Here is a 21,959-nt window from a genome sequence, read left to right on the forward strand (position 1 = left end):
ATGAAAGTACTGATCACCGGCGGCGCCGGATTCCTGGGCCAGCGCCTGGCCCGCAAACTGCTCGAACAAGGCTCGCTGACGCTGGCCGGCACCCGCTGGCCCATCCACCAGATCGACCTGCTCGACGTGGTGGCCACCCAGGCCATTGACGACACGCGCGTGCGCTCCCTGGTGGGCGACATTGCCGACCCGCAGGTGCTGCGCGGCGCCATAGACCAGGACACGGCCGTGATCTTCCATCTGGCCGCCGTGGTCAGCGGCCAGGCCGAGGCCGACTTCGACCTGGGCATGCGCATCAACCTCGATGCCTCGCGCGCGCTGTTGGAGACCTGCCGCGCCGTGGGCCACATGCCGCGCGTGGTCTTCACCAGCTCGGTGGCCGTCTACGGGGGCGAGCTGCCCGACACCGTGCTGGACGGCACGGCCCTGAACCCGCAGTCCTCCTACGGCACGCAAAAAGCCATTGCCGAGCTGCTGCTGGCCGACTACACGCGGCGCGGCTTTGTCGACGGCCGCGTGCTGCGCCTGCCCACGATCAGCGTGCGCCCTGGCCGGCCCAATGCCGCCGCCTCGTCGTTTGCCAGCGGCATCATCCGCGAGCCCCTCAACGGCGAGGCGGCCAACTGCCCCGTGGGTGCCACCACGCGCCTGTGGCTGCTGTCGCCACGCCGCGCCGTCGAGGCCCTGGTCGCAGGCTGCGAACTCGATGCCAGCGCCGTCGCCGACCGCCGCCCCATCAACCTGCCCGGCGTGTCCGTCAGCGCAGGCGACATGGTGCGCGCGCTGCGCGAAGTGGCTGGCGACGAAGTGGCCAACCGCGTGAGCTGGCAGCCCGACGACAAGGTCGAGCGCATCGTCGGCAGCTGGCCCGGCCGCTGGGATACCACGCGCGCCAACCAGCTGGGCCTGCGCGGCGACGAGGACTTTGCGGCCATCGTGCGCGCCTACATCGCCGATGACCTGACACCGGCCAAGCCATGAGCAACGACACCTCTACACCACAGCCCGCAGCACGCGCCGTCGGCGTGATCGGCCTGGGCGCCATGGGCGCCGGCATGGCGCAAAGCCTGCGCCGCGCCGGCCACCACGTGCATGTCCACGACATCCGCCCCGAGGCCGCAGCCGCCTTCGCCGCCGAAGGTGGCACGGCCTGCGCCACGCTGGCCGACATGGCCGCCGCCTGCCGCATCGTCGTCAGCGTGGTGGTCAACGCCCAGCAGACCGAGGCCGTGCTGTTCGGCGAGGGCGGCATCGCCGCTGCGCTGCAGCCCGGCTCCGTCTTCGTCATGTGCTCCACCGTGGACCCCAACTGGTCCGTGGCGCTGGAGGCCAGGCTGCAGGCGCAGGGCGTGCACTACATCGACGCGCCCATCTCCGGCGGCGCGGCCAAGGCAGCGTCCGGGCAGATGACCATGATGACGGCCGCCCGCCCCGAGGCCTATGCCGCCTGCGAAGGCGTGCTCGACGCCATGGCCGCCAAGGTCTACCGCCTGGGCCACAGCGCGGGCGCGGGCAGCAAGGTCAAGATCATCAACCAGCTGCTGGCCGGCGTGCACATCGCGGCCGCGGCCGAGGCCATGGCCCTGGGCCTGCGCGAAGGCGTCGATGCCGCCGCGCTCTACGAGGTCATCACCCACAGCGCGGGCAACAGCTGGATGTTCGAGAACCGCATGGCCCATGTGCTGGCCGGCGACTACACCCCGCTGTCGGCCGTGGACATCTTCGTCAAGGACCTGGGCCTGGTGCTGGACACAGCGCGCCACAGCAAATTCCCGCTGCCCCTGGCCTCCACGGCCCACCAGATGTTCATGCAGGCATCCACCGCCGGCCATGGCCGCGAGGACGACAGCGCCGTCATCAAGATCTTCCCGGGCATCACCCTGCCCCAGGCTCCATCGGAATCCCCATGACCCTTCTTCTGGGCTGCATAGCCGACGACTTCACGGGCGCCACCGATCTGGCGAACAACCTGGTGCGCGCAGGCATGCGCGTGGTGCAAAGCATTGGCGTGCCTGCCGGCCAGGTGGACGAGGGCGTGGACGCCGTCGTTGTCGCGCTCAAGTCGCGCACCATCGCGCCGGCCGATGCCATTGCGCAATCGCTGCAGGCCCTCGAATGGCTGCAGGCCCAGGGCGCCAATGGCCGCGCGCCGCAGATCTACTTCAAGTACTGCTCCACCTTCGACAGCACGCCGCAGGGTAACATCGGCCCCGTGACCGATGCACTGATGGACGCGCTGGGCTGTGGCTTCACCATCGCCACGCCGGCCTTCCCCGACAACCAGCGCACCGTCTTCAAAGGCCACCTGTTCGTGGGTGATGTGCTGCTCAGCGACAGCGGCATGCGCAACCACCCGCTCACGCCCATGACCGATGCCAATCTGGTGCGCGTGCTGCAGGCGCAGACACGGCGCAAGGTGGGGCTGATCGACCATGTGGCCGTCGCGCAGGGCGAGGCCGCCATCCGCGCGCGCATCGCCGCACTCCAGGCCGAGGGCGTGGGCATGGCCGTGGTCGATGCCGTCTCCAACGACGACCTGCTGCGCCTGGGTCCGGCGCTGGCCGGCATGCCCCTGGTCACGGCCGGCTCGGGCGTGGCCATCGGCCTGCCCGCGAACTTCGGCATCCAGCCCACGGCCCAGGCCGCTGCCCTGCCAACCGCCACCGGCCTGCAGGCGGTCGTCTCGGGCAGTTGCTCGGTAGCCACCAATGCACAGGTGGCGCACTTCATCGCTTCGGGGCGCCCTGCCCTGGCGCTGGAGCCGCTGCGCATCGCCGCCGGCGAGGACGAAGCCGGCAAGGCCCTGGCCTGGGCCCGCCAGCACATCGCCAGCGGCCCGGTGCTGATCTACTCCACGGCCGAATCCTCGGCCGTCAAGGCCGTGCAGGGCCGCCTGGGCGTGGAGCAGGCCGGCGCACTGGTCGAACAGACCATCGCCGCCATCGCCCGGGGGCTGGTCGAGATGGGCGTGCGCCAGCTCGTCGTGGCCGGCGGAGAAACCTCGGGCGCCTGCGTGCAGGCGCTGGGCATCGAGCAAATGCGCATAGGGCCGCAGATCGACCCTGGCGTGCCCTGGTGCCATGCCGCCTCGCCCCTGGCGCCGCAGGGCCTGCACCTCACGCTCAAGTCCGGCAACTTCGGCACCACGGACTTCTTCACCAAGGCCTTCGGCGCGTTGCAGCGCGCCTGATGCCACACTCAGCCTCCGTTTTCAGGAAAGCTTTCATGCCCCGTTTCGCCGCCAACCTGTCCATGCTCTACAACGACCTGGACTTTCTTGACCGCTTCGAGGCCGCCGCGCGCGACGGCTTCCAGGCCGTCGAATACCTGTTCCCCTACGACTTCGCGCCCGGGCAACTGGCCCGGCGCCTGCAGGACCACGGCCTGCGGCAAGTGCTGTTCAACGCCCCGCCCGGCGACTGGAATGCGGGCGAGCGCGGCCTGGCCTGCATCCCCGGGCGCGAAGCGGAATTTGCCCAGGGCATGGAACGTGCCATCGCATATGCACGGGCCCTGGGCTGCCCGCGCATCCACGTCATGGCCGGGCTCAAGCCCGCAGGCGCCAGCGATGACATCCTGCGCGCAACCTACATCGCCAACGTGCGCCATGCCGCACGGCTGGCCGCGCCCCACGGCATCGCCATCCTGCTGGAGCCCATCAACGGCCGCGACATGCCCGGCTTCTTCCTGAGCCGCCAGGACCAGGCCCACGCCCTGCTGGCCGACATTGCCGAGCCCAATGTCCAGGTCCAGATGGACCTCTATCACTGCCAGATCGTCGAGGGAGACCTCGCCATGAAGATCCGCCAGTACCTGCCCACGGGCCGCGTGGGGCATGTGCAGATCGCAGGCGTGCCCGAACGCCACGAACCCGACGTCGGCGAGGTCAACTACCCCTACCTGTTCCGCCTGCTGGACCAGCTGGGCTACGACGGCTGGATAGGCTGCGAATACCGCCCCGCGCGCGGCGCGGCGGCGCACGCCACCAGCGAGGGGCTGGGGTGGATGAAGGAGTGGCTGTAGCTGTAGCGTCTGCTGCGGCAGCCAGTCATCCGCCAGGCACGGGAGGATGGGGCGGATAGCTGTCCTGCGTATCCGCCGCCTGCGTTCAGGAATACTCCAGATCGCTGTGCTTGCTGGTCACCAGCCGGCCGGCCGACAGCGACATCATCAGCAGCGCAATCGCCTCATGCATGATCAGCGTGTGCGTGTTGCCGGTCTCCACCATCTTGCTGCGCAGCGATTCGCGCACCTGCAGCGAGCCGGTCACGTCGATGATGATGTCCACCGCCGCGTCCACCAGTTCCATGAACCGGGTGGTGACCGGCACGCCGCGCGCGCGTGCCAGTGCGATGCCGGGCTGGTTCAAATCCAGATCGGCCACCCCGAGCAACTGCACGAAGGGCGCGTCCAGCAATTGCTGCAGCAAGGGAGTGCCGGTCTGCCCCGCACCAATGACCACGATCCGGAAGGCTTGCATGGGTTGAATCCATTTTTCCATGTTGGAAGTACGGTCCCATCATAGAAATGCCTTTGGCAGTGCATATCGCTGCGCAGCGGATGGAATGGGTCTGTATGACCCAGGTCAAATCCGGTGTCCAGGTCCAGATGGACCTCTACCACTGCCAGATCGTCGAGGGAGACCTCGCCATGAAGATCCGCCAGTACCTGCCCACGGGCCGCGTGGGGCATGTGCAGATCGCAGGCGTGCCCGAACGCCACGAACCCGACGTCGGCGAGGTCAACTACCCCTGCCTTTTCCGCCTGCTGGACCTGCTGGGCTACGACGGCTGGATAGGCTGCGAATACCGCCCCGCGCGCGGTGCGGCGGCGCACGCTACCAGCAAGGGGCTGGGTTGGATGAAGGATTGGCTGTAGGCCACGTTCCCCGCCCTCAACGCAACCACCTGCGCAGCGTGCGTCTGGTCGTGGACCTGAAACCGGCGACATCCAGCAACGCATGGACTACGACGCCTGGAGCCGCGTGGCCCACGACAGCAACCTGGGTTGACTCCAAACCAGTGGTGGCTTGGAACTGCGGTTAGGTGCACGGCCACGGTCCATTTCGCGCTCGAATTTTTAGACTATGAGCCGTCCTTGCCAGCAATGGAAATTGTTCAGATACAATCCCAAATCCATATGTAACACATCGTAAAACAAGGGAAGCTATGAAAATAATTCACAGATACGGCCGGCGGATCCTGTTTGCCCTGTTCGTTGCCACCGCCTTGGCAGGCTGCGGCACTCCCACAGGCCTTACGATTGACTACGCACCAAGCTCTACCAAGACCGCTCAAGGCAGTCTTGCTGTCGGCGAGTTTACATATTCAGCTGTAGACCCAAAGACATCCAAGCCCATGCCTCCGGATGTGATACGTAACACAGCTATGGGTGAAATAAAACTGGATCGCGACGTATCGAAATTTATCCGAGATGCTGTTTTTGTTGAACTCCGTTTTGTTGGCATAAATACCAGTTCGGGCGGGAAAGTACTGACCGGAGACATTCAAGATTTCTTCATTGATGACCTAGGCTACAGCATCGATTGGACTTACAAAGTCAATTACACCGTAAAAGAAGAAACCTCAGGAAATATCGTATATGCAGCAGTCAAAAACATTCAACGCAAGACCAATAAATTTGGTAATGCTCTTGGCGTGCTGAAGGAAAATATCAAAATGAGTGTCGAAGAGCTGATTGAAGATCCTGATTTTTTGAAATCAATCAAATGATCAACCATCCGACAGAAGTCGGCTCGAAAATACACCACGCCAATCCGATCTTCAAGCATTTCATTTGAAGCTCGCTCATAAAAAAACCCGCCGGCTTCGTGGCCCGGCGGGTTTTCTCAGGAGAACAACAGCAGGTGCTGTTATTGCCTTACCGGAACTTGTTCCGTGTACTCGCGCAGCACACCGCCGCCTTCGACGGAGCCGCTGACCTGGCCGTCCTTGACACGCTCCACGCAGGAGCGGCGGTCGCCTTCGTTCTTGAAGACATCGCAGCGGGCCACGGCATTGCGCTGGAAGTGGTCGCCCGACTGGACGCCGCCTCGGCGCGATTGCTCCTGGACGGCTGCAGCCTCGTGCTGTGCCGGGTCGCGGCGGTCATAGCCGCGCTTGGCGGGCCCCTTGGGCTCGGCGTGCTTCTTGTGGTGGTGATGGGGCTTGGCCTTTTCCGCAGCGGGCGGCGGGGGCGGCATGCCATCGGGGCCAGGGGCGGGCTGGGCAGTGGCCAGTCCGGCCATGCCAAGCACGGCGGCGCCAATACACAGCTGCAGGGGACGAATCCATGGGTTTTTCATAGCTTCACTCCATTCCTCGTGAAAAAAGTCAAGGCCCAAGCATGCGTGTTTTCCAGCTCCCCATTTATCGGTACAGCGCGGCTGCGCATGCAGGCCATGGCCTACAGCTTGCCGTGCCCCCTGCAAGCGGCCCCTGACCTGGGTCAAGCCTGGTGCGCAAACCAGCGCTGCACACCGTCGGCCATGCGTGCGAAGACGCTGTCCAGCGTGGGCACCTCGGCGCCCCACAGGGCGCGCAGCACCTCGGCGTTCTCGAACAGGCCGTGCCAGTAGCAGCCCGCGATGAGGCCATCGGGGCTGTGCCACAGCAGGCCAGGCACGGGCTCGGCCACGGCACTGCCAGCGGCCACCATGTCGGGGCGCACGCTGGTCTGGCCGTGGTGGATTTCATAGACCTGCGCCTGCACGCCAGACAGCGGCGCCAGCGCCCCCGGCAGCGGCGGCAGTTGCACGCTGGCGGGCAGCACGGTCTTGTCGGGCGCGAACAGGGTCGTCAGCGGCAGAAGGCCCAGGCCGGCTGCGTTGCCGTCCACGCCATGCAGGTCGATCAGCGCCTCGCCCAGCATCTGCAGGCCGCCGCAGATGCCCAGCACCTGCCGGCCTGCCGCAGCGTGTGCAGCAACGGCGGCATCCAGGCCCTGGGTCCGCATCCAGGCCAGATCGGCAGCCGTGGCCTTGGAGCCGGGCAGGATGATCCAGTCGGCGCCTGCCAGCTGGGCCGGCGTGCGCGCCCAGACCACGCGCAGGCCCGGCACCTGCAGCAGGGGCTGGAATTCGTCGAGGTTGCTGATGCGCGGGTAGGCAATGATGGCGATGGTGGTGTGCACGGCGCGCCCCGCCCCTCCTCCAGAGCCGCGGTCGTCAAAGACGCCATCCTCCTCCGGCAGGCCATGCTGGAACTGCATGGGGATGGTGGCCACGGTGGGCACGCCGGTGCGCTCCTGCAGCATCTGCGGGGCGGGCGCCAACAGGCTGGCGTCGCCCCGGAATTTGTTGAGCACGAAGCCGCGGATCAGCGCCTGTTCTTCCGGCGGCAGCAGGGCCCAGGTGCCGTAGAGGTGGGCAAAGGCGCCGCCCCGGTCTATGTCGGACACCAGCAGGCAATGAGCGCCGCAGTGGCGCGCCACGCGCATGTTGACCACGTCGCTGGCATGCAGGTTGATCTCGGCCGGCGAGCCTGCACCCTCGATGACGACCACATCGTTGTCGGCACGCAGGCTGTCCAGCGCCTCAGCGATCTGCGGCCACACGCGGGCGCTGCGGCCGCGCCAGGGCAAGGCCGAGAGTTCCTCGCTGACCCGGCCCAGCAGCACGACCTGGCTGCGCATGTCGGCCTCGGGCTTGAGCAGCAGCGGGTTCATGCGCACATCGGGCGCGCAGCCTGCGGCCAGGGCCTGCAGGTACTGGGCCGTGCCGATCTCGCCCCAGGCACCGCCCGGCGCGGAGACCACCCGCGCGTTGTTGCTCATGTTCTGCGCCTTGAAGGGCGCCACCTTGTAGCCCTGGGCGCGGTACCAGGCGCACAGCGCGGTGGCCACCCAGCTCTTGCCGGCGCCGCTGCTGGTGCCCAGCACCATCACGCACAGCGCGGGGCGCTGGCCGGGGGTGGGCAGGGGCAGATTCACGGCAGCGGGTTCATTCGATTGCATGGTGTTTCTCCGTTGACTGCCAGGCGGCCAGCAAGGCGTTCTGGGATGCAGGCGCCAGCACGCCCATGCGCACGCAGCCGGGCAGGCCGAAGCTGTCGCAGTCGCGCAGCTTGATGCCTTGCGCGCGTAGGTGGGCCAGACGCGTCTGCATGGCGTCGCCCCGCTGGGCTTGCGGCCAGCGCGCCACAAAGTAATTGGCCTGCGAGCCGGGCAGTACCTGCCAGCCCAGGCGCTGCACCAGATCGAGCTGCTGTGCCTTCCAATCGCGCAGCCGTTGCAGGCTTTGCGCCAGCCATTGCCGGGTGGCCGGTGCGGTCCAGGCCGTGAGCATGGCCTCGCCATGGGCGCCCACGGGCCACGAGGGTGACAGGGCGCGCAAGGCATCGATCTCGTCGTGCGGCACGGCTTCGGGCGCAATGGCGTAGGCCGCGCGCACGCCTGTCATGCCCAGGGCCTTGTTGGGAGTCCACATCTGCCAGGCATCGCGCACCTGGGAGGGCACGGTGGGTTCCATGCCCAGCTCCAGTCTGAGGGGGGCATAGGCGCAGTCGATCACGCGCCAGGTGCCGGGCGGTGCGGGCTCGCTCCACAGCGGCCAGACCTCCTCGGGCTGGCCCAGCGGGCTCGATGGTGCGCAGGCCCAGTGCAGGCCGGGGCCGGCCTCGGTGATGCCGTCGCGCGCGACCAGGGGCAGGCGCCAGACCTGCGCCGCGTGGACGTAGTCGCCGTAATGGTGGGCCGGCAGGCTGGCGACGGCCGCGCCTTCGCGCGCTGCATGCATGCTGATGCGGTGGATGAAGTCGCTGGCGCTGGCCGCAATGACGATGCGCCCGGCCGCAACGCCATGAAAGTCCGCCAGGCGCGCACGCAGCACCGTGTACTGCGGGTCCGGGTACTGGGCCGCGTGTGCCTGGGACAGTGCATCCAGCGCCTGCGGGCAGGGTCCGCAGGCATTGCGGTTGGTGGAGAAATCGTGCGCGGGCACGCCCAGCGCATCCGTGCCACCGTGGGTGACTGGGATCGGTTTCATGGTGTCTTTCCTGCCATCGCCCATCCAAGGACCAGGGCGGCGGCCAGCCCTGCAGCCACCAGCATGGCGACCACGCGGCCCGCATGCGCCACAGCCTGCTGCAGCTCGGCCGCCTGAGGCACGCGGCCTGCGGGGTTGAGCACGTAGACGCCGGGCTTGCCCAGGCGCACGCCCAGCAGCCTTGCCATGGCGCCCATGGGCCAGCCGCCGTTGGGCGACGGGGTGATGCGCGCGTCCTGGCGCAGCGCACCCCAGCCCGGCCGCCGGCCGGCGGCCAGGCCGGACAAGGCCAGAAGCAAGGCGGTCAGGCGCGCCGGTATCCAGTTGAGCAGGTCATCGGCACGCGCCGTCCATTTGCCGGCCCATTGCCAGTGGCGCCGGTCATCGCCCTGCCCGCGCCAGCCCGGGTAGCCCCACATGGCATCGGCCGTATTGGCAAAGCGGTAGAGGGCCGCTCCCGGCAGGCCGGCCACGGCAAACCAGAACAGCGGCGCCAGCACGGAGTCGCTGAGGTTCTCGGCCAGGGTTTCGATGGCGCTTTCGCGCACCTGGCCAGCGTCCAGCTGCGCTGTATCCCGGCTGACCAGCCAGGTCAGGCGCTCGCGGCCTGCGGGCAGGGATTGCTGCAGTGCGGCTTCCACGGCCAGCACCTCGTCGCGCAGCATGCGCCAGGACAAAAGCGGCTTGAGCAGCACGCCCAGCACCAGGGCGCCCAGCCACCAGGGCATGGGCGGCAGCAGCCACTGGATGAAGGCATAGATGCAGAAGAACAGCAGCGCCAGCAGGCACCAGGCGACGGCGCCCAGCGCAAAGCTTGGCCAGTCGCGCACATGTTCTTCGCGGGGGGCAAGTCTTCGCCCAACCGCAGCCAGCAGCCGGCCCATGGCGACCACGGGGTGCATCCACACGGGCGGCTCGCCCCAGAGCCGGTCGATCAGCAGGGCCACGGGAACGGCCAGCGCGGCGGCCAGGGCGTGGCGCGACCAGGATTCGGACACAGGCTGCGACAGCGCCTGCCAGCACCACCACAGCGGGCTGAGCGCGGCGCCCAGCAGTTGCCAGGAAGGGCTGTCGCTCATGCCTGCGGCTGCGGACCGGCGGCGCGCTGGCCCCAGAAGTCGTCGTAGAGCATGTCCTGCAGCGGTGCGCGGCTGGCCCACTTTTGCTGCTGCAGCATGGGCTCGGCATAGTAGGCGGACACGGGGCCCAAGCACAGCACGGCCAGCGGCCGGCTGCCCACGGGCATTTGCAGCAGGGCGGCCAGCACCTCGGGATCGAACAGCGAGACCCAGCCCAGCCCCAGCCCCTCGGCACGCGCGGCAAGCCACAGGTTCTGGATGGCGCAGGCGGCCGAGGCCACGTCCATCTCGGGCAGGGTGCGCCGGCCGAAGACATGGGCCTCGCGCCCTGGCGGCATGGCCACAACCAGTACTTCGGCCGCATCCAGCACGCCCTGGACCTTGAGCTGCATGAAGTCTTCCTCGCGCTCGCCCAGCGCACGCGCGGTCTGCAGGCGTTCCTGCTCGATCACGGCATGGATCTCCTGGCGCAATTGCGCATCGCGCACGCGGATGAAGCGCCAGGGCTGCATGAAGCCGACGCTGGGCGCATGGTGGGCGGCGCGCAGCAGGCGCAGCAGCACCTCGGGCGCGACCTCGCCACCGCAGAAGTGGCGCATGTCGCGCCGCTCATGGATGGCGCGGTAGACGGCTGCCCGCTCGGCCTCGGCAAAGGGTTGGGCGGGAATGGTCTCTGGGGCCCGGGATTGCGTTTCGCTGCTCATGCCGCCATTGTCCGCCGCAGGCCGGGCCTGCGGGCGGCATCAGTCCTCAATACCACGCTGGGCGGGAATGCCGGCCTGGAAGGCGTGCTTGACCAGTTCCATGCGCGTGACGGTATCGGCCACGGCAATGATTTCCTCGGGGCAGCGGCGGCCCGTGAGCATGACGTGCACATGGCGCGGGCGGTCGGCCAGGGCCTGCAGCACAGGCTCCAGCGGCAGCCAGCCATAGATCAGCGGATAGGTGATTTCGTCGAGCACGACCAGGAAGTGATCACCCGAGAGGATGGCGGTGCGCGCACGCTCCCAGCCCTCGCGCGCGATCTGGGCCGACCGCTCATGGTCCTGGCTCTTCCAGCTGAAGCCGTCGCCCAGGCCCTCGATGGGCATGCCCAGCTGCTCGAACATGCGGTGCTCGCCAAAGCGCGCCGTGGGCACCTTCATGAACTGGAAGATCTTGACGGACTTGCCCCGGCCATGCGCGCGCAGGGCCAGGCCGAAGGCCGCCGTGCTCTTGCCCTTGCCGTCGCCGGTGTTCACCAGCACCAGGCCACGGCGTTCGCCTTCGGGCTTTTCATAGGGCTTTTCCGTCGGGGCCTGTTCGATCTGCATGGGTCTGTCATCCTCAAAAGTTGCACGCGCTGCGGCGGGCATGCGCCGCAGCGGAGCGCCACTTTAACCGAGGCGGACGCCCAGCCGGCGCTGCAGGGCACGCACGGCGCTGTCCACCGTGGTGAGCACGGGCAGGCCCGTGGCGGCCTCGCAGGCGGCGCGGGCACGCGCCATGCTGAACTGGGCCAGCGCAATGCGCGTGCAGCCGCGCGCGGCCAGGGCCCTGGCCTGCTCGACCACCAGGCGGTCATGCGTGGCGGTGTCGCCCCGGTTGAGCGCGTCCATGGCGCCATCGGCCAGGGCGGGCACGAGTTCGATGCCAGCAGGAAACTCCGGCGGCATGGACTGCAGCGTGGGCGCGAAGCTGGAGATCAAACCCAAGGCTCCCTGCTGGCCCTGCACGGCCTCTTCGATCATGGCCTCGTTGGGCTTGAGCACGGGCAGCGGCGCATGGCGCGCGGCCACGGCCTCGATGCAGGGGCCAAAGGCCGAGCAGGTGAACAAGATCCCCTGCGCGCCCGTGTCCACGGCGTACTGCGCCAGGCGCTGGAAACGCTCGTGCATGGCGGCGTCCAGCCCGCGCCCGTTGCGCGCAAGGTCGGCCGAGAGGCTGTCGTCCAGCAGGTTCATGCGAACCGCCTCGGGCCAGTCGCGCGCAAAGGCTTCGTTGATGGGAGCGACGGAGTGGCTGAGGGCGTGGATGAGGGCGATGCGGGTCATGGATGCGTGCAATAAGAAGTTCAGATGCCCTTGGACGAGGGATGGGCGAATGCCTCGCGCGTCTCGGCGTTGAGCGGGTAGTTGATGTTGATGTTCCTGGGCGGGATGGGCGACATGAACCAGCGGTTGTAGAGCTTTTCCATCTCGCCGGACTGCATCATGCCCGTCACCACGCGGTCCACGATGGCCTTGAAGCCGGCATCGTCCTTGCGCAGCATCAGCGCCTGGTTCTCGGTGCGCAGGCTTTCGCCGGTGATCAGGTAGTCCTGCGGGTTCTTGGCATTGGCGATCTGGCCGGCGAGCAGGATGTCATCCAGCACGAAGGCCTGGGCACGGCCGCTCTCCACCAGCATGAAGGAGTCCGAATGGTCCTTGCCCGAAAGGTTGGTGATGTCGAGGTTGCGGCCCCGGTCAGCCTCGCGCAGCAGGCGAAAGGACGTGGTGCCCGCCGTCGTCGCCACGGTCTTGCCCTGCAGGTCGGCGACGGAGCGCAGCCCCGAGTCCGCGCGCACCAGCATGCGCACGTTGTAGCGGAAGATATCCGGCGAGAAGGCCACCTGCTTTTGCCGCTCCACCAGGTTGGTGGTGGAGCCGCACTCCAGGTCCACCGTGCCGTTGGCCACCAGCGGGATGCGGTTGGCCGAGGTCACGGCCTGATAGCGCACCTGCAGTGCGGGCAGCTTGAGCTGGGCCTTGACCTCGTCCACGATGCGCCGGCAGATGTCCATGCTGTAGCCCACGGGCTTGAGATCGCCATCCAGATAGGAAAAACCGAACGAGGACTCGCGGTAGCCCAGCGTGATGGCCCCGGCCTGCTGGATCTTGGCGAGCGTGCCGCTGTCCTGGGCATGGCTGGCGGCCAGCGGCAGCAGCGCGGCGATCAGGGCGCTGGTCACGGCCAGGGCCGTGCGCTTCAGGGTCGGGCGGGATGGGGTCATGGGGACACTCCTGTGGCGGGGTTGGGGAAAGCGTGGGAAAGCGAGGAAGTGCGCGCGAGCGCAGGAACGGATCAGAGAACCTGGGTGAGTGCGGCCTCGATGGACTCGGCCAGGCGCGTGGCGATGGTCTGCAGCTGTTCCCGCGTGGCGATGAAGGGCGGCGCCAGCAGCACGTGGTCGCCCGCACGGCCATCGGCCGTGCCGCCGCCGGGGTAGCACAGCAGTCCGCGCTGCATGGCTTCGGTCTTGATGCGGGCGTTGAGCTTCAGGCCCGCATCGAAGGGCGCCTTGCTGGCGCGGTCGGCCACCAGCTCCACGCCCCAGAAGAAGCCGCGCCCGCGAATGTCGCCAACGTGCTCGCCCGCGCGGCGGTGGCTGCCCAGGGCCTGCACCAGCATCTGCCCGAAGGCTTCGCCATCGGTACGCACCTTGTCCAGCAGGCCGTCGCGCCGTATCACGCGCTGCACGGCCAGCGCCGCCGCGCAGGCCACCGGGTGGCCCAGGTAGGTATGGCCGTGCTGGAAGAAGCCGCTGCCGCGCGACATGGCATCGACGATGCGCCCCTGCGCCAGCACCGCTCCTACGGGCTGGTAGCCACCGCCCAGGCCCTTGGCCACGGTGATCAGGTCGGGCACCACGCCTTCCTGCTCGCAGGCATGCAGGGTGCCCGTGCGGCCCATGCCGCACATGACCTCGTCCAGGATGAGCAGCACGCCGTGGCGGTCGCACACCTCGCGCACGGCCTTGAAGTAGCCGGGCACGGGCGTGAGCACGCCGGCCGTGGCGCCGCCCACCGTCTCGGCCACGAAGGCGATCACGCTGCGCGGGCCGTGGACGCCGATGGCCGCATCCAGTTCGTCGGCCAGGCGCTGGCCGTATTGCTCTGGGGTTTCATCGTCGCGCTGGTCGCGGTAGGCATTGCAGGGCGAGACATGGGTGGCCGGCACCAGGATGGGCGCGAACGGCGCGCGCCGCCAGGCATTGCCGCCCACGGCCAGCGCACCCAGCGTGTTGCCGTGGTAGCTCTGGCGGCGCGCGATGAAGTGCGTGCGCTCGGGCTGGCCGATCTCCACGAAGTACTGGCGCGCCATCTTGAGCGCGGCCTCCACAGCCTCGGAGCCGCCGCTGACCAGGTAGGCGTGGCTGGTGCCTTCGGGCGCGCCGCGCACCAGTTCCTGCCCCAGTTCCTCGGCCACCGCAGTGGTGAAGAAGCTGGTGTGGGCATAGGCCAGCCGGTCGATTTGGTCATGCATGGCGGCGATCACATCGGGATGACCGTGGCCCAGCGAGGACACGGCCGCGCCGCCCGAGGCATCGATATAGCTGCGCCCCTGCGCGTCGCGTATCTCCAGGCCGCTGGCGGCGACGGCAACGGGGGGCGTGTGGTGCAGGTGACGATGGAACACATGGCTCATGGCAGTTCTTTCAAGGAACAAATGTTTCATCGCATTATTTGACGGAACATTTGTTCCGTCAACAGAGATTTCAACCACAGCCGTTCCAAGCCGGCCCGCGCCTGGGCTACAGTCGGCGCAGCCAACACCGCCCTTTTCCTCTCCTTCCTCCTGAAAACCCATGTCCGTTCAAGACGACATCCGCCAGCGATTTGCCGAGCTGAGCCCGGCCCTGCAACAGGTGGCCCGCTTCGTGCTGGAGCATCCCAACGATGTGGTCACGGCCTCCATGCGCAGCGTGGGCACGCGCGCCGGCAGCCCGCCCGCCACGTTGGTGCGGTTTGCGCAGTGGCTGGGTTTTGACGGCTGGCCGCAGCTCAAGCAGGCCTTCGCGCAGGACATGGGGCTGGGCAGCGACGAGGCCTACGGCCAGCGCGCCAAGGCCTTGGTGGGCCGCGCTGGCGACCATGACCTGGTGGGCGAGACCTTCGAGGTGCACCGCCGCAATCTGGAGGCCACCGAGCGGCGCCTGGGCGATGCGTTGCAGCAGGCCTGCGCACTGCTGGAAAAGGCCCGCAGCGTGCATGTGGCGGGCTTTCGCGCCAGCTACCCCGTGGCCTTTTCCTTCGTCTATGTGTACCGGCTGCTGCGCGCCAGCGTGCACCTGCTGGACGGCCAGGGCGGCACGCTGGAGATGCAATGCCGCGCCATGGAGCGCGGCGACGCCCTGCTGGTAGTCGCCTTTGCGCCCTACTCGCGCGAGGCGCTGGCCGTGGCCCAGGCCGCCAGGGATGCAGGCTGCCGCATCGTGGCGCTGACCGACAGCCCCGCCTCGCCCCTGGCGCTGCTGGCCGACGCCACGCTGCTGTTTTCGCTGCACAGCCCGTCGTTCTTCCCCTCCATCACCTCGGCTGTGGCGCTGTCCGAGGCCCTGGTGGAACTGCTGGCCAGCCGCGCCGGCAAGGGCGTGGTGCAGCGCATCGACCAAGCCGAAGAGCAATTGTTTGCCAGCGGTGCGTATCTGGAGGCACCTCGGTCGAGGAAAACCGGTCGCGACTAGTCCAAGGCCGAAGCCGCCATCTGCGCCACAGCCATCGCAGCGCCAGGATCGTCACCGTCTTCCATGCTCCAGACGACAGACAGCCCCGACCAGGCCAGCACCCATTGCAACAGGCGCCTTTGCTCCATGCCCGAGACTTCGGCAATGGTGGCCATGCGGCGCGCAAAGCGTCCCGGCGCCAGCGCGCTGGCGGGGTCGGGATTGCTCAGGATGTTGGCGTAGTCAAAGCCGCGCTCGCCATGCAGGCCCTTGGGGTCGATGGCCAGCCAGCCCAGGGGGCCGAAGTCCAGCACATTGCCGTGGTGAAGGTCACCATGCAGCACGGTCACGTCGCGCGGTGCGGCCAGCAGCTCGCGCGCTGTGGTGGCGCACAGGCCCAGCAAGCTGGTGGTTCCATGGCCTTGTGCAAGCAATGCATGGAACCACTGCGTCAGCGGCACCAGGGGTGGCAACGCCTTGGCGCGCGGCAGGTGCAGGCGCTTGGCAGCGGTGCACAGGATGCGCGTGGCCTGCTCATCGCGCTCGCCACGGGCCATCTCCACCAGCGATTCGGGTCCTGTGGCGCGCAGCATCAGCAGGGCCGGCCCTTCATGGGCAAGCACGGGCGCGGCACCATCGCCATTCCACCAGGCCATCAGGCGGGCGCCGGCCACCTCTTCGGGCTCCAGCGCAATCTTGAGCATGGCGGGCGTGCCGCCCTGGCGCACGGGCAGCAACACGCCGCGCGGCGTGGACAGGGGCTGGCCATCGATGGTCAGAGCCCAGCGGCTCAGATACGGCGCATGGAGAGACATTTTTTTCTAACAGGCGATCAGGGAGCCGCAGCTTGCCCCCGCAGCCGTGGCAGGGCCAGCCACTGCCCGTCGATGGCGCGGATGCGCAGCCGGTGCTCGAACACGGCCTCCAGCGCCGCATGCGTGGCCGCGTCGGCGCAGGCGCCCTGGTGCACCACCTGCCCCTTGTCGAGAATGACCAGGTCCTGGGCCTGCAAGGCCATCGATATCTCGTGCAGCACGCTGACCACGGTGCGGCCCTGGGCGACCAGGGCCTGCACGCATTCGAGCCAGTCGGCCTGGTGCGGCGGGTCGAGGTTGGCCAGGGGTTCGTCCATCAGCAGCACGCGGGCCTGCACGGCCAGGGCGCGCGCCAGCAGCACGCGCTGGCGCTCGCCGCCCGAGAGACTGCCCACGCTGCGCATGCGCCAGTCCCAGCCCTGGGTCTGGCGCAGCGCCTGCTCGACGGCGGCATGGTCTGCCTGGCTGGGCGCAGCCAGCCAGCCCTGGTGCGGCAGGCGGCCCAACATGACCACGTCATGGACCCGCATGTCGCCGGCCACGGGCTGGTTCTGGCCCAGCCAGGCGAGCGAGCAGGCCCGTTCGCGCGCACTCCATTGCCGCAGCGGGCGGCCCAGGAGCTCCACCTCCCCTTGCACGCCAGCGCCGGACTCCATGCCTGCCAGGGCGCGCAGCAGCGTGGATTTCCCGGCGCCATTGGGGCCGACGATGGCGGTCCAGCGGCCGGCGGGCAGGGCCAGGCTCAGGCCGCCCAGGACCTGTCGATCGCCCAGGCGAACCTTCAGCGCGTGCGCTTGCAGGGCGGGGGCCGTCATGCGCCCTCCCCGCCGCGCAGGGCGTGGCGGCGGTGCATGAGCCACAGCAGGTAGCTGCCGCCCAGCAGGGCCGTGAGCGCGCCCACGGGCAGCTCCTGCGGGGCGATGAGCCAGCGCGCCAGCAGGTCGGCGGCCAGCAGCAGCACGGCGCCCATGCCCGCGCTGAGCACCAGCAGCCAGCGGTGCATGGAGCGCACCATGGAGCGCACCAGATGCGGCGCGGCCAGGCCGACGAAGGCGATCAGCCCGGTCTGCGCCACGGCCGTGCCCGTGGCCAGGGCCAGCAGCAAGATGAGCACCATGCGCAGCGGCGCCAACGGCAGGCCCAGGCTGTGGGCCGTGGCCTCGCCCAGGGACAGGCCGTCGAGCACGCGGCCCAGGCACCAGGCGCCCAGGGCGGTGGCCAGCAGCACGGCCAGCATCAGCGCGCAGGCGCCCCAGCCGATGAAGGAGGTGCTGCCCAGCATGAAGGCCTGCATGGCCTGCATGATGTCCGGGTTCATCAACAGCACCAGGGACGCGGCCGCGCCCAGAACCACCCCCACCACCACGCCGGCCAGCAGCAGGCGCATGGTGTTGTGCACGCCCTGGGCCAGCACCAGGGTCAGCAGCACGGCCAGGGCCGCGCCCGCAAAGGCCGCGCCCGTGACACCCAGACGTGCCAGGCCCGCCAGCGCGAAGGGCGAGGCGCCCAGCGCCGCCATGCTCAACGCAACGCCCAGCGAGGCGCCGGAGGCACTGCCCAGCAGATAGGGATCGGCCAGCGGATTGCGGAACACGCCCTGGGCGATGGCCCCGGCCAGCCCCAGCAGGCTGCCCGCCAGCCACGCGCCCGCCGTGCGTGGCAGCCGGATCTCGGTGACGATCTGCCAGGACAGCGGATCGCTGCGCGCCGCCCACACGCTCTCCCAGCCCGTGCTGCCCACGCCCGCCCCCAGCAGCATGAGCAGGGCGCTCACGACCAGCAGGGCCAGTGCCATCCAGGGCGCAGCCAGGCCGCTGTGGTGCCTGAGGGCCTGCCTCACCGTGCGGCCCCGTTCAGGCAGCGCGCCATCAGCGCAGCGCCCTCGGCCATGCGCGGGCCGGCGCGCACCAGCACGTCCAGCTCGGCCGGCACAAAGCGGCAGACGCGCCCGGCCTGCATGGCACGCAGGCGGCCCCAGCCCGGATAGGGCTCGCCCGATGTGCCCAGGCTGCGGTCGCCGCCCAGGATGAAGTCCGGGTCGGCGCGCACCACGAATTCAGGGTTGATGCGCGGGAACGGCCCCAGCTGCGCACCCACGATGTTGCGCATGCCCAGGCGCGCCAGGGTCTCGCCGATGAACGAAGACTCGCCGGCGGCAAAGGGGCCGCGGTTGACCTCGAAATACACGGTCTGCCCGCGCAGCGCGGGGGCCATGCTGCGCTCCACCTCCTGCATGCGCGCCTCGATGGCGGACCAGACACGGTCGGCGCCCTGCGCGGGCGGCAGGTCCAGCAACTGGCCCACGGTGCGCAGCACGGCCTGCGCATCGGCATGGGTGCGCGGCTCCAGCGCCACGACCTTGAGGCCCAATGCCTGCAGCCGCGCCACCGAGCGCGAGGCCATGGACACCAGCACCAGATCGGGCTTGAGCGCGACGATGGCCTCGATATTGGGGTCCATGCCGCCGCCCACCACGGGCAGGGTCTTCACATGGGCCGGCCAGTTCGAATAGCGGTCCACGCCGACCAGGCGCTGGCAGCCGCCCAGCTCGCACACGGTCTCGGTCAGCGAGGGCAGCAGGCTGACGATGCGCTGCGGCGGCTGTGGCAGCTCCACCGGAACGCCCCGCCCGTCCGTGACCCGGATGGCAGCCTGCGCCGCAGACAGCGCCAGTGCCAACGCCAGGCCCCACAGAGCGAGACGCCATGACCTCACGGCTGCGGGCCCTTGAGCGCCAGCGGCAGGCCGGCGCACATCAGCGTGACGGTTTCACAGCTTTGCGCCGCACGCTGGTTGAGCACACCCAGCGCATCCACAAAGGCCCTCACCTGCGATCCCAGCGGGATCACGCCCAGGCCGATCTCGTTGCCGACCAGGATCACCGGGCCGGGCGCAGCTTGCAAGGCGGCCAGAAAGGCCGTGCATTGGCCCTCCCATCCGCGCGCCAGTTCCTCGGAAGGCTGGGCCGGCATCATCCAGTTGGTCAGCCACAGCGTCAGGCAGTCCACGACCAGCAGGCGCTGCGGCGTGCTGTGCCGCGCAAGCATGGCGGCCAGGTCCAGCGGCTCCTCAAGCGTGGCCATGCCGGGCACGCGCTCGGCGCGGTCGCGCCGGTGGCGGGCGATGCGCTCGCGCATTTCGTCGTCCCAGGGCTGGCCGGTGGCGATCAGCGCGGCCTCGCGGTCCAGGGCGCCATCGAGCCAGGCGCGGGCCAGCAATTCGGCACGGCGCGACTTGCCACTTTTCTGGCCGCCCAGAATGAGTTGGCTGCGCGCAAGCGAATAGGTGGAGATCTGGTCGGTCATGACGCCTGGCCTGCGGGAATGTCAGCGCCCAGCAGCGCCGCCACGGCGCGCGGCTGCGAGGCAAACCAGGCATGGAAATAGCTGGCGTGCACGCTGCCCTGGCGGTACAGCGCCTCGCCCCGGTCGGGCTGAGGGGCTTGGCCGGGGCGGCTGCTGCGCCCGGCCTCGGCCATGGACGTGTCCAGCCGGCTGTAGTGGAAGGTATGGCCGCGCAACAGGCCCCAGGGCGTGGGCAGTTGCTGCATGCCCAGGCCGGCCAGGCGCGGCTGCATGCGCGCATGGCCGGGCAACAGGCCCCAGAGGTCCGTGGTCCGGCCCGCAGTGTCGGTCAGTCGTTCGCACAGCGCGAGCATACCGCCGCACTCGGCCCAGACCGGGCGGCCGGCAGCCACGTGGGCGGCAATGTCACCGCGCAGCGCGGCCTGGGCGGCCAGCGCGTCCAGGTGCAGTTCCGGATAGCCGCCGGGCAGCCACAGCGCATCGCACTGCGGCAGGCGCTCTGCGGCCAGGGGCGAGAAGAAGGCGATCCGCGCACCCATGGAACGCAGGCAGTCGAGGTTGGCCTGGTAGATGAAGCTGAAGGCCGCATCACGCGCCACCGCCACGGTGCGGCCCGCCAGCCAGGGCTGCACGGCTTCGGCAGGTTCCGGGCACGGTTCAAAGTCCACGGACCAGTCCTGCCAGCTGGCGCCCTGCCCGGCTTCGACCTGCCAGGGCAACTGGCCCAGCGGCGTGGCCAGCAGCGCATCGGCGGCCACGTCCAGGCGCTGCAGGGCATCGTCCAGCTCATGCGCGGCAACCAGGCCCAGGTGCCGCTCGGGCAGCAGCGAGGTGGTTCCTGCACCCTGCACCCGCGCCAGCGCGCCCAGCCACAACGAAGGCTCGCGCAGGCCGGCACGCAGCAGGTCGGCATGGTGGGCGCTGCCCACGCGGTTGGCCAGCAGGCCGGCCCAGCGCAGGCCGGGCCGGTAGTGCTGCAGGCCATGGGCCAGTGCGCCAAAGGTGCCGGCCATGCCCGAGGCGTCGATCACGGCCAGCACCGGCAGGCCCAGCCGCTCGGCCACATCGGCCGCGCAGGGCGTGCCGTCGAACAGGCCCATGACGCCTTCCACCAGGATGAGGTCGGCCTCGCAGGCGGCGGCGTGCAGGCGCGCGCGCATGTCGGCCTCGCCCGTCATCCACAGATCGACGCTGTGCACGGGCGCGCCGCTGGCCAGCTCGTGCCAGTGCGGGTCCAGGAAGTCAGGGCCGCACTTGAACACGCGCACGCGGCGCCCCTGGCGCGCATGCAGCCGCGCCAGCGCAGCCGTCAGCGTGGTCTTGCCCTGGCCCGAGGCCGTGGAAGTGATCAGCAGCGCCGGGCAGCGTGCCCCGCCCCGGCCAAGGTCAATATTCATGTGTATTTGTTTGCTCCGTGCGACGCTGCCTTGAACCGGCCGCTCCGCCAACGCGGCGCATTGTAGTGCGCACCCCCGCCGTATCCGCACCCCACCCGCACCGCGCCCGCAACCAATGCTTACGCATTACACCCCGCCGAAGCAGACGCGTCCTACACATGGCGCTACGATTTTGTGAGACAGTCTGCCGCCTGCGCTCGAATACCTGAGCACGGCGCTGACGTCAAGCCTTCTAAGCCCCCCTGCTATCAGGTTTCCTCGGATACTTCCACGGAATGCGCTCACTTCGTTCGCACGTCCTACAATCTCAGCGTCTATGACCTCCCAGACTTCCCTCGACCACATTGCAGAGCGCGTGGAGCGCCTGCTGGTTCGCCACGAGGAACTGCAACGCACGAATGCGCTACTCGCCGAACAGGTGGCGGCCCTGACCCAGGAGCGTGATTCACTGCGCTCGCGGCTCAACGCCGCCCGGGCCCGCGTCGATGCCCTGATCGAGCGCCTGCCCTCCAACCAGGGGGCTTGACCCCCTTCGCAACCGCCGACGCCCCGAACGCCCATGAAGCAGATCGAAGTGCAAATCCTGCAGCAAAGCTATGTGCTGACCTGCCCCGATGGCCAGGAAGAGCGTCTGCTCGAGGCCGTGCGCCGTGTGGACACGGCCATGACCCGGATCCGCGACAGCGGCAAGGTCCGCTCGCGCGAGCGCGTGGCCGTGCTGTCCGCGCTGAACATGGCCTTCGACGTGCTGGACCGCGAAGCGCAGGAAAGCGCCATGGCCACGGCCCAGGCCGAAATGCAGTCCCTGCATGACGAGGTCACTTCGCAGCATGCCGCCCAGTCCCTGCCGCCCGAGCCCAGCCCCGAGGAACTGGCCGAGCGCCAGCGCCAGCAGGCCCTTGCCGAGCAACTGGTGCTGCGCCTGGACCAGGCCCTGGAAAGCGATGCACGGCTGCTCTGAGCCGCTGCACTCCCC

25 protein-coding genes are annotated in these 21,959 nt (G+C 69.0%); 9 read left to right on the forward strand and 16 right to left on the reverse strand.

Annotated features, from left to right (window positions below; genetic code table 11):
* Genes denD through otnI form a run of 4 tightly spaced genes read left to right on the forward strand, consistent with a single transcriptional unit; the run spans position 1 to position 4,023 of the window.
* Entirely contained in the window at positions 1-981 is a 981-nt protein-coding gene (gene denD, locus DELCS14_RS19470; protein ID WP_013803200.1) for a D-erythronate dehydrogenase, read from the forward strand.
* Positions 978-1,910, forward strand: coding sequence for an L-threonate dehydrogenase (gene ltnD, locus DELCS14_RS19475; RefSeq protein ID WP_013803201.1), 933 nt, complete (start codon positions 978-980; stop codon positions 1,908-1,910). The genes denD and ltnD overlap by 4 nt, the downstream gene beginning before the upstream one ends.
* Positions 1,907-3,190: a 3-oxo-tetronate kinase gene (gene otnK, locus DELCS14_RS19480; protein WP_013803202.1), complete on the forward strand. Its 1,284-nt coding sequence runs from the start codon at positions 1,907-1,909 to the stop codon at positions 3,188-3,190. The genes ltnD and otnK overlap by 4 nt, the downstream gene beginning before the upstream one ends.
* A gap of 35 nt (positions 3,191-3,225) precedes the next feature.
* The gene (gene otnI, locus DELCS14_RS19485; RefSeq protein ID WP_013803203.1) at positions 3,226-4,023 is read left to right on the forward strand and encodes a 2-oxo-tetronate isomerase; all 798 of its coding nucleotides are present in this window, start codon (positions 3,226-3,228) and stop codon (positions 4,021-4,023) included.
* Between the two features lie 85 nt (positions 4,024-4,108).
* On the opposite strand, the gene DELCS14_RS19490 is transcribed toward otnI, so the two are convergent.
* Positions 4,109-4,480 (reverse strand): oxidoreductase, encoded by a 372-nt coding sequence (locus DELCS14_RS19490; protein ID WP_013803204.1) that lies wholly within the window; start codon positions 4,478-4,480, stop codon positions 4,109-4,111.
* An 80-nt stretch (positions 4,481-4,560) separates the two neighbouring features.
* On the opposite strand from DELCS14_RS19490, the gene DELCS14_RS19495 reads away from it, so the two are divergent.
* On the forward strand, positions 4,561-4,878 hold the full coding sequence (locus DELCS14_RS19495; RefSeq protein WP_343299509.1) for a TIM barrel protein: 318 nt from the start codon (positions 4,561-4,563) through the stop codon (positions 4,876-4,878).
* A 290-nt stretch (positions 4,879-5,168) separates the two neighbouring features.
* Complete coding sequence (locus DELCS14_RS30790; protein WP_013803205.1) at positions 5,169-5,732, forward strand: hypothetical protein; 564 nt, start codon at positions 5,169-5,171, stop codon at positions 5,730-5,732.
* Between the two features lie 140 nt (positions 5,733-5,872).
* On the opposite strand, the gene DELCS14_RS19500 is transcribed toward DELCS14_RS30790, so the two are convergent.
* The 9 genes from DELCS14_RS19500 to DELCS14_RS19540 form a co-directional block, all read right to left on the reverse strand.
* On the reverse strand, positions 5,873-6,304 hold the full coding sequence (locus DELCS14_RS19500; RefSeq protein WP_013803206.1) for a hypothetical protein: 432 nt from the start codon (positions 6,302-6,304) through the stop codon (positions 5,873-5,875).
* A gap of 143 nt (positions 6,305-6,447) precedes the next feature.
* Positions 6,448-7,953 (reverse strand): cobyric acid synthase, encoded by a 1,506-nt coding sequence (locus DELCS14_RS19505; protein ID WP_013803207.1) that lies wholly within the window; start codon positions 7,951-7,953, stop codon positions 6,448-6,450.
* Positions 7,940-8,983 carry an aminotransferase class I/II-fold pyridoxal phosphate-dependent enzyme gene (locus tag DELCS14_RS19510; protein WP_013803208.1) on the reverse strand — a complete coding sequence of 348 codons (1,044 nt, stop codon included), beginning with the start codon at positions 8,981-8,983 and terminating at the stop codon, positions 7,940-7,942. Before DELCS14_RS19510 ends, DELCS14_RS19505 begins: the two co-directional genes overlap by 14 nt.
* Positions 8,980-10,062, reverse strand: a complete 1,083-nt coding sequence (cbiB, locus tag DELCS14_RS19515) for an adenosylcobinamide-phosphate synthase CbiB (protein ID WP_013803209.1) — start codon at positions 10,060-10,062, stop codon at positions 8,980-8,982. The genes DELCS14_RS19510 and cbiB overlap by 4 nt, the downstream gene beginning before the upstream one ends.
* Positions 10,059-10,766, reverse strand: a complete 708-nt coding sequence (gene bluB / locus DELCS14_RS19520; RefSeq protein WP_012204651.1) for a 5,6-dimethylbenzimidazole synthase — start codon at positions 10,764-10,766, stop codon at positions 10,059-10,061. Before bluB ends, cbiB begins: the two co-directional genes overlap by 4 nt.
* 39 nt (positions 10,767-10,805) lie before the next feature.
* Positions 10,806-11,375 carry a cob(I)yrinic acid a,c-diamide adenosyltransferase gene (gene cobO, locus DELCS14_RS19525; protein ID WP_013803210.1) on the reverse strand — a complete coding sequence of 190 codons (570 nt, stop codon included), beginning with the start codon at positions 11,373-11,375 and terminating at the stop codon, positions 10,806-10,808.
* Between the two features lie 63 nt (positions 11,376-11,438).
* Entirely contained in the window at positions 11,439-12,095 is a 657-nt protein-coding gene (locus DELCS14_RS19530; protein ID WP_013803211.1) for an aspartate/glutamate racemase family protein, read from the reverse strand.
* A 20-nt stretch (positions 12,096-12,115) separates the two neighbouring features.
* Entirely contained in the window at positions 12,116-13,033 is a 918-nt protein-coding gene (locus DELCS14_RS19535; protein ID WP_013803212.1) for an amino acid ABC transporter substrate-binding protein, read from the reverse strand.
* A 71-nt stretch (positions 13,034-13,104) separates the two neighbouring features.
* Positions 13,105-14,448, reverse strand: coding sequence for an aspartate aminotransferase family protein (locus tag DELCS14_RS19540; RefSeq protein ID WP_013803213.1), 1,344 nt, complete (start codon positions 14,446-14,448; stop codon positions 13,105-13,107).
* Between the two features lie 160 nt (positions 14,449-14,608).
* Between DELCS14_RS19540 and DELCS14_RS19545 the strand changes: the two genes are divergently transcribed.
* A complete protein-coding gene (locus tag DELCS14_RS19545; protein WP_013803214.1) occupies positions 14,609-15,487 on the forward strand; it encodes a MurR/RpiR family transcriptional regulator in 879 nt (292 codons plus the stop codon).
* On the opposite strand, the gene DELCS14_RS19550 is transcribed toward DELCS14_RS19545, so the two are convergent.
* The 6 genes from DELCS14_RS19550 to DELCS14_RS19575 are packed head-to-tail and all read right to left on the reverse strand — an operon-like array spanning position 15,484 to position 20,983.
* On the reverse strand, positions 15,484-16,281 hold the full coding sequence (locus DELCS14_RS19550) for an aminoglycoside phosphotransferase family protein (RefSeq protein WP_013803215.1): 798 nt from the start codon (positions 16,279-16,281) through the stop codon (positions 15,484-15,486). The genes DELCS14_RS19545 and DELCS14_RS19550 overlap by 4 nt on opposite strands.
* 17 nt (positions 16,282-16,298) lie before the next feature.
* Positions 16,299-17,096, reverse strand: coding sequence for an ABC transporter ATP-binding protein (locus DELCS14_RS19555; protein WP_013803216.1), 798 nt, complete (start codon positions 17,094-17,096; stop codon positions 16,299-16,301).
* Complete coding sequence (locus DELCS14_RS19560; protein WP_013803217.1) at positions 17,093-18,076, reverse strand: iron ABC transporter permease; 984 nt, start codon at positions 18,074-18,076, stop codon at positions 17,093-17,095. Before DELCS14_RS19560 ends, DELCS14_RS19555 begins: the two co-directional genes overlap by 4 nt.
* Before the next feature lie 41 nt (positions 18,077-18,117).
* Positions 18,118-18,996: a helical backbone metal receptor gene (locus DELCS14_RS19565; protein WP_013803218.1), complete on the reverse strand. Its 879-nt coding sequence runs from the start codon at positions 18,994-18,996 to the stop codon at positions 18,118-18,120.
* Positions 18,993-19,586 carry a bifunctional adenosylcobinamide kinase/adenosylcobinamide-phosphate guanylyltransferase gene (locus tag DELCS14_RS19570; RefSeq protein WP_013803219.1) on the reverse strand — a complete coding sequence of 198 codons (594 nt, stop codon included), beginning with the start codon at positions 19,584-19,586 and terminating at the stop codon, positions 18,993-18,995. Before DELCS14_RS19570 ends, DELCS14_RS19565 begins: the two co-directional genes overlap by 4 nt.
* Positions 19,583-20,983, reverse strand: coding sequence for a cobyrinate a,c-diamide synthase (locus DELCS14_RS19575; protein ID WP_013803220.1), 1,401 nt, complete (start codon positions 20,981-20,983; stop codon positions 19,583-19,585). The genes DELCS14_RS19570 and DELCS14_RS19575 overlap by 4 nt, the downstream gene beginning before the upstream one ends.
* A gap of 316 nt (positions 20,984-21,299) precedes the next feature.
* Here DELCS14_RS19575 and DELCS14_RS19580 point away from each other — a divergent pair, with 316 nt between their 5' ends.
* Both DELCS14_RS19580 and DELCS14_RS19585 read left to right on the forward strand, forming a co-directional pair.
* Complete coding sequence (locus DELCS14_RS19580; RefSeq protein WP_012204637.1) at positions 21,300-21,509, forward strand: hypothetical protein; 210 nt, start codon at positions 21,300-21,302, stop codon at positions 21,507-21,509.
* Between the two features lie 33 nt (positions 21,510-21,542).
* Positions 21,543-21,944: a cell division protein ZapA gene (locus tag DELCS14_RS19585; protein WP_012204636.1), complete on the forward strand. Its 402-nt coding sequence runs from the start codon at positions 21,543-21,545 to the stop codon at positions 21,942-21,944.
* The last annotated feature ends 15 nt before the right edge of the window (positions 21,945-21,959 follow it).

Origin of the sequence: Delftia sp. Cs1-4, from assembly GCF_000214395.1 — a bacterium.
GTDB lineage: Bacteria > Pseudomonadota > Gammaproteobacteria > Burkholderiales > Burkholderiaceae_C > Comamonas > Comamonas acidovorans.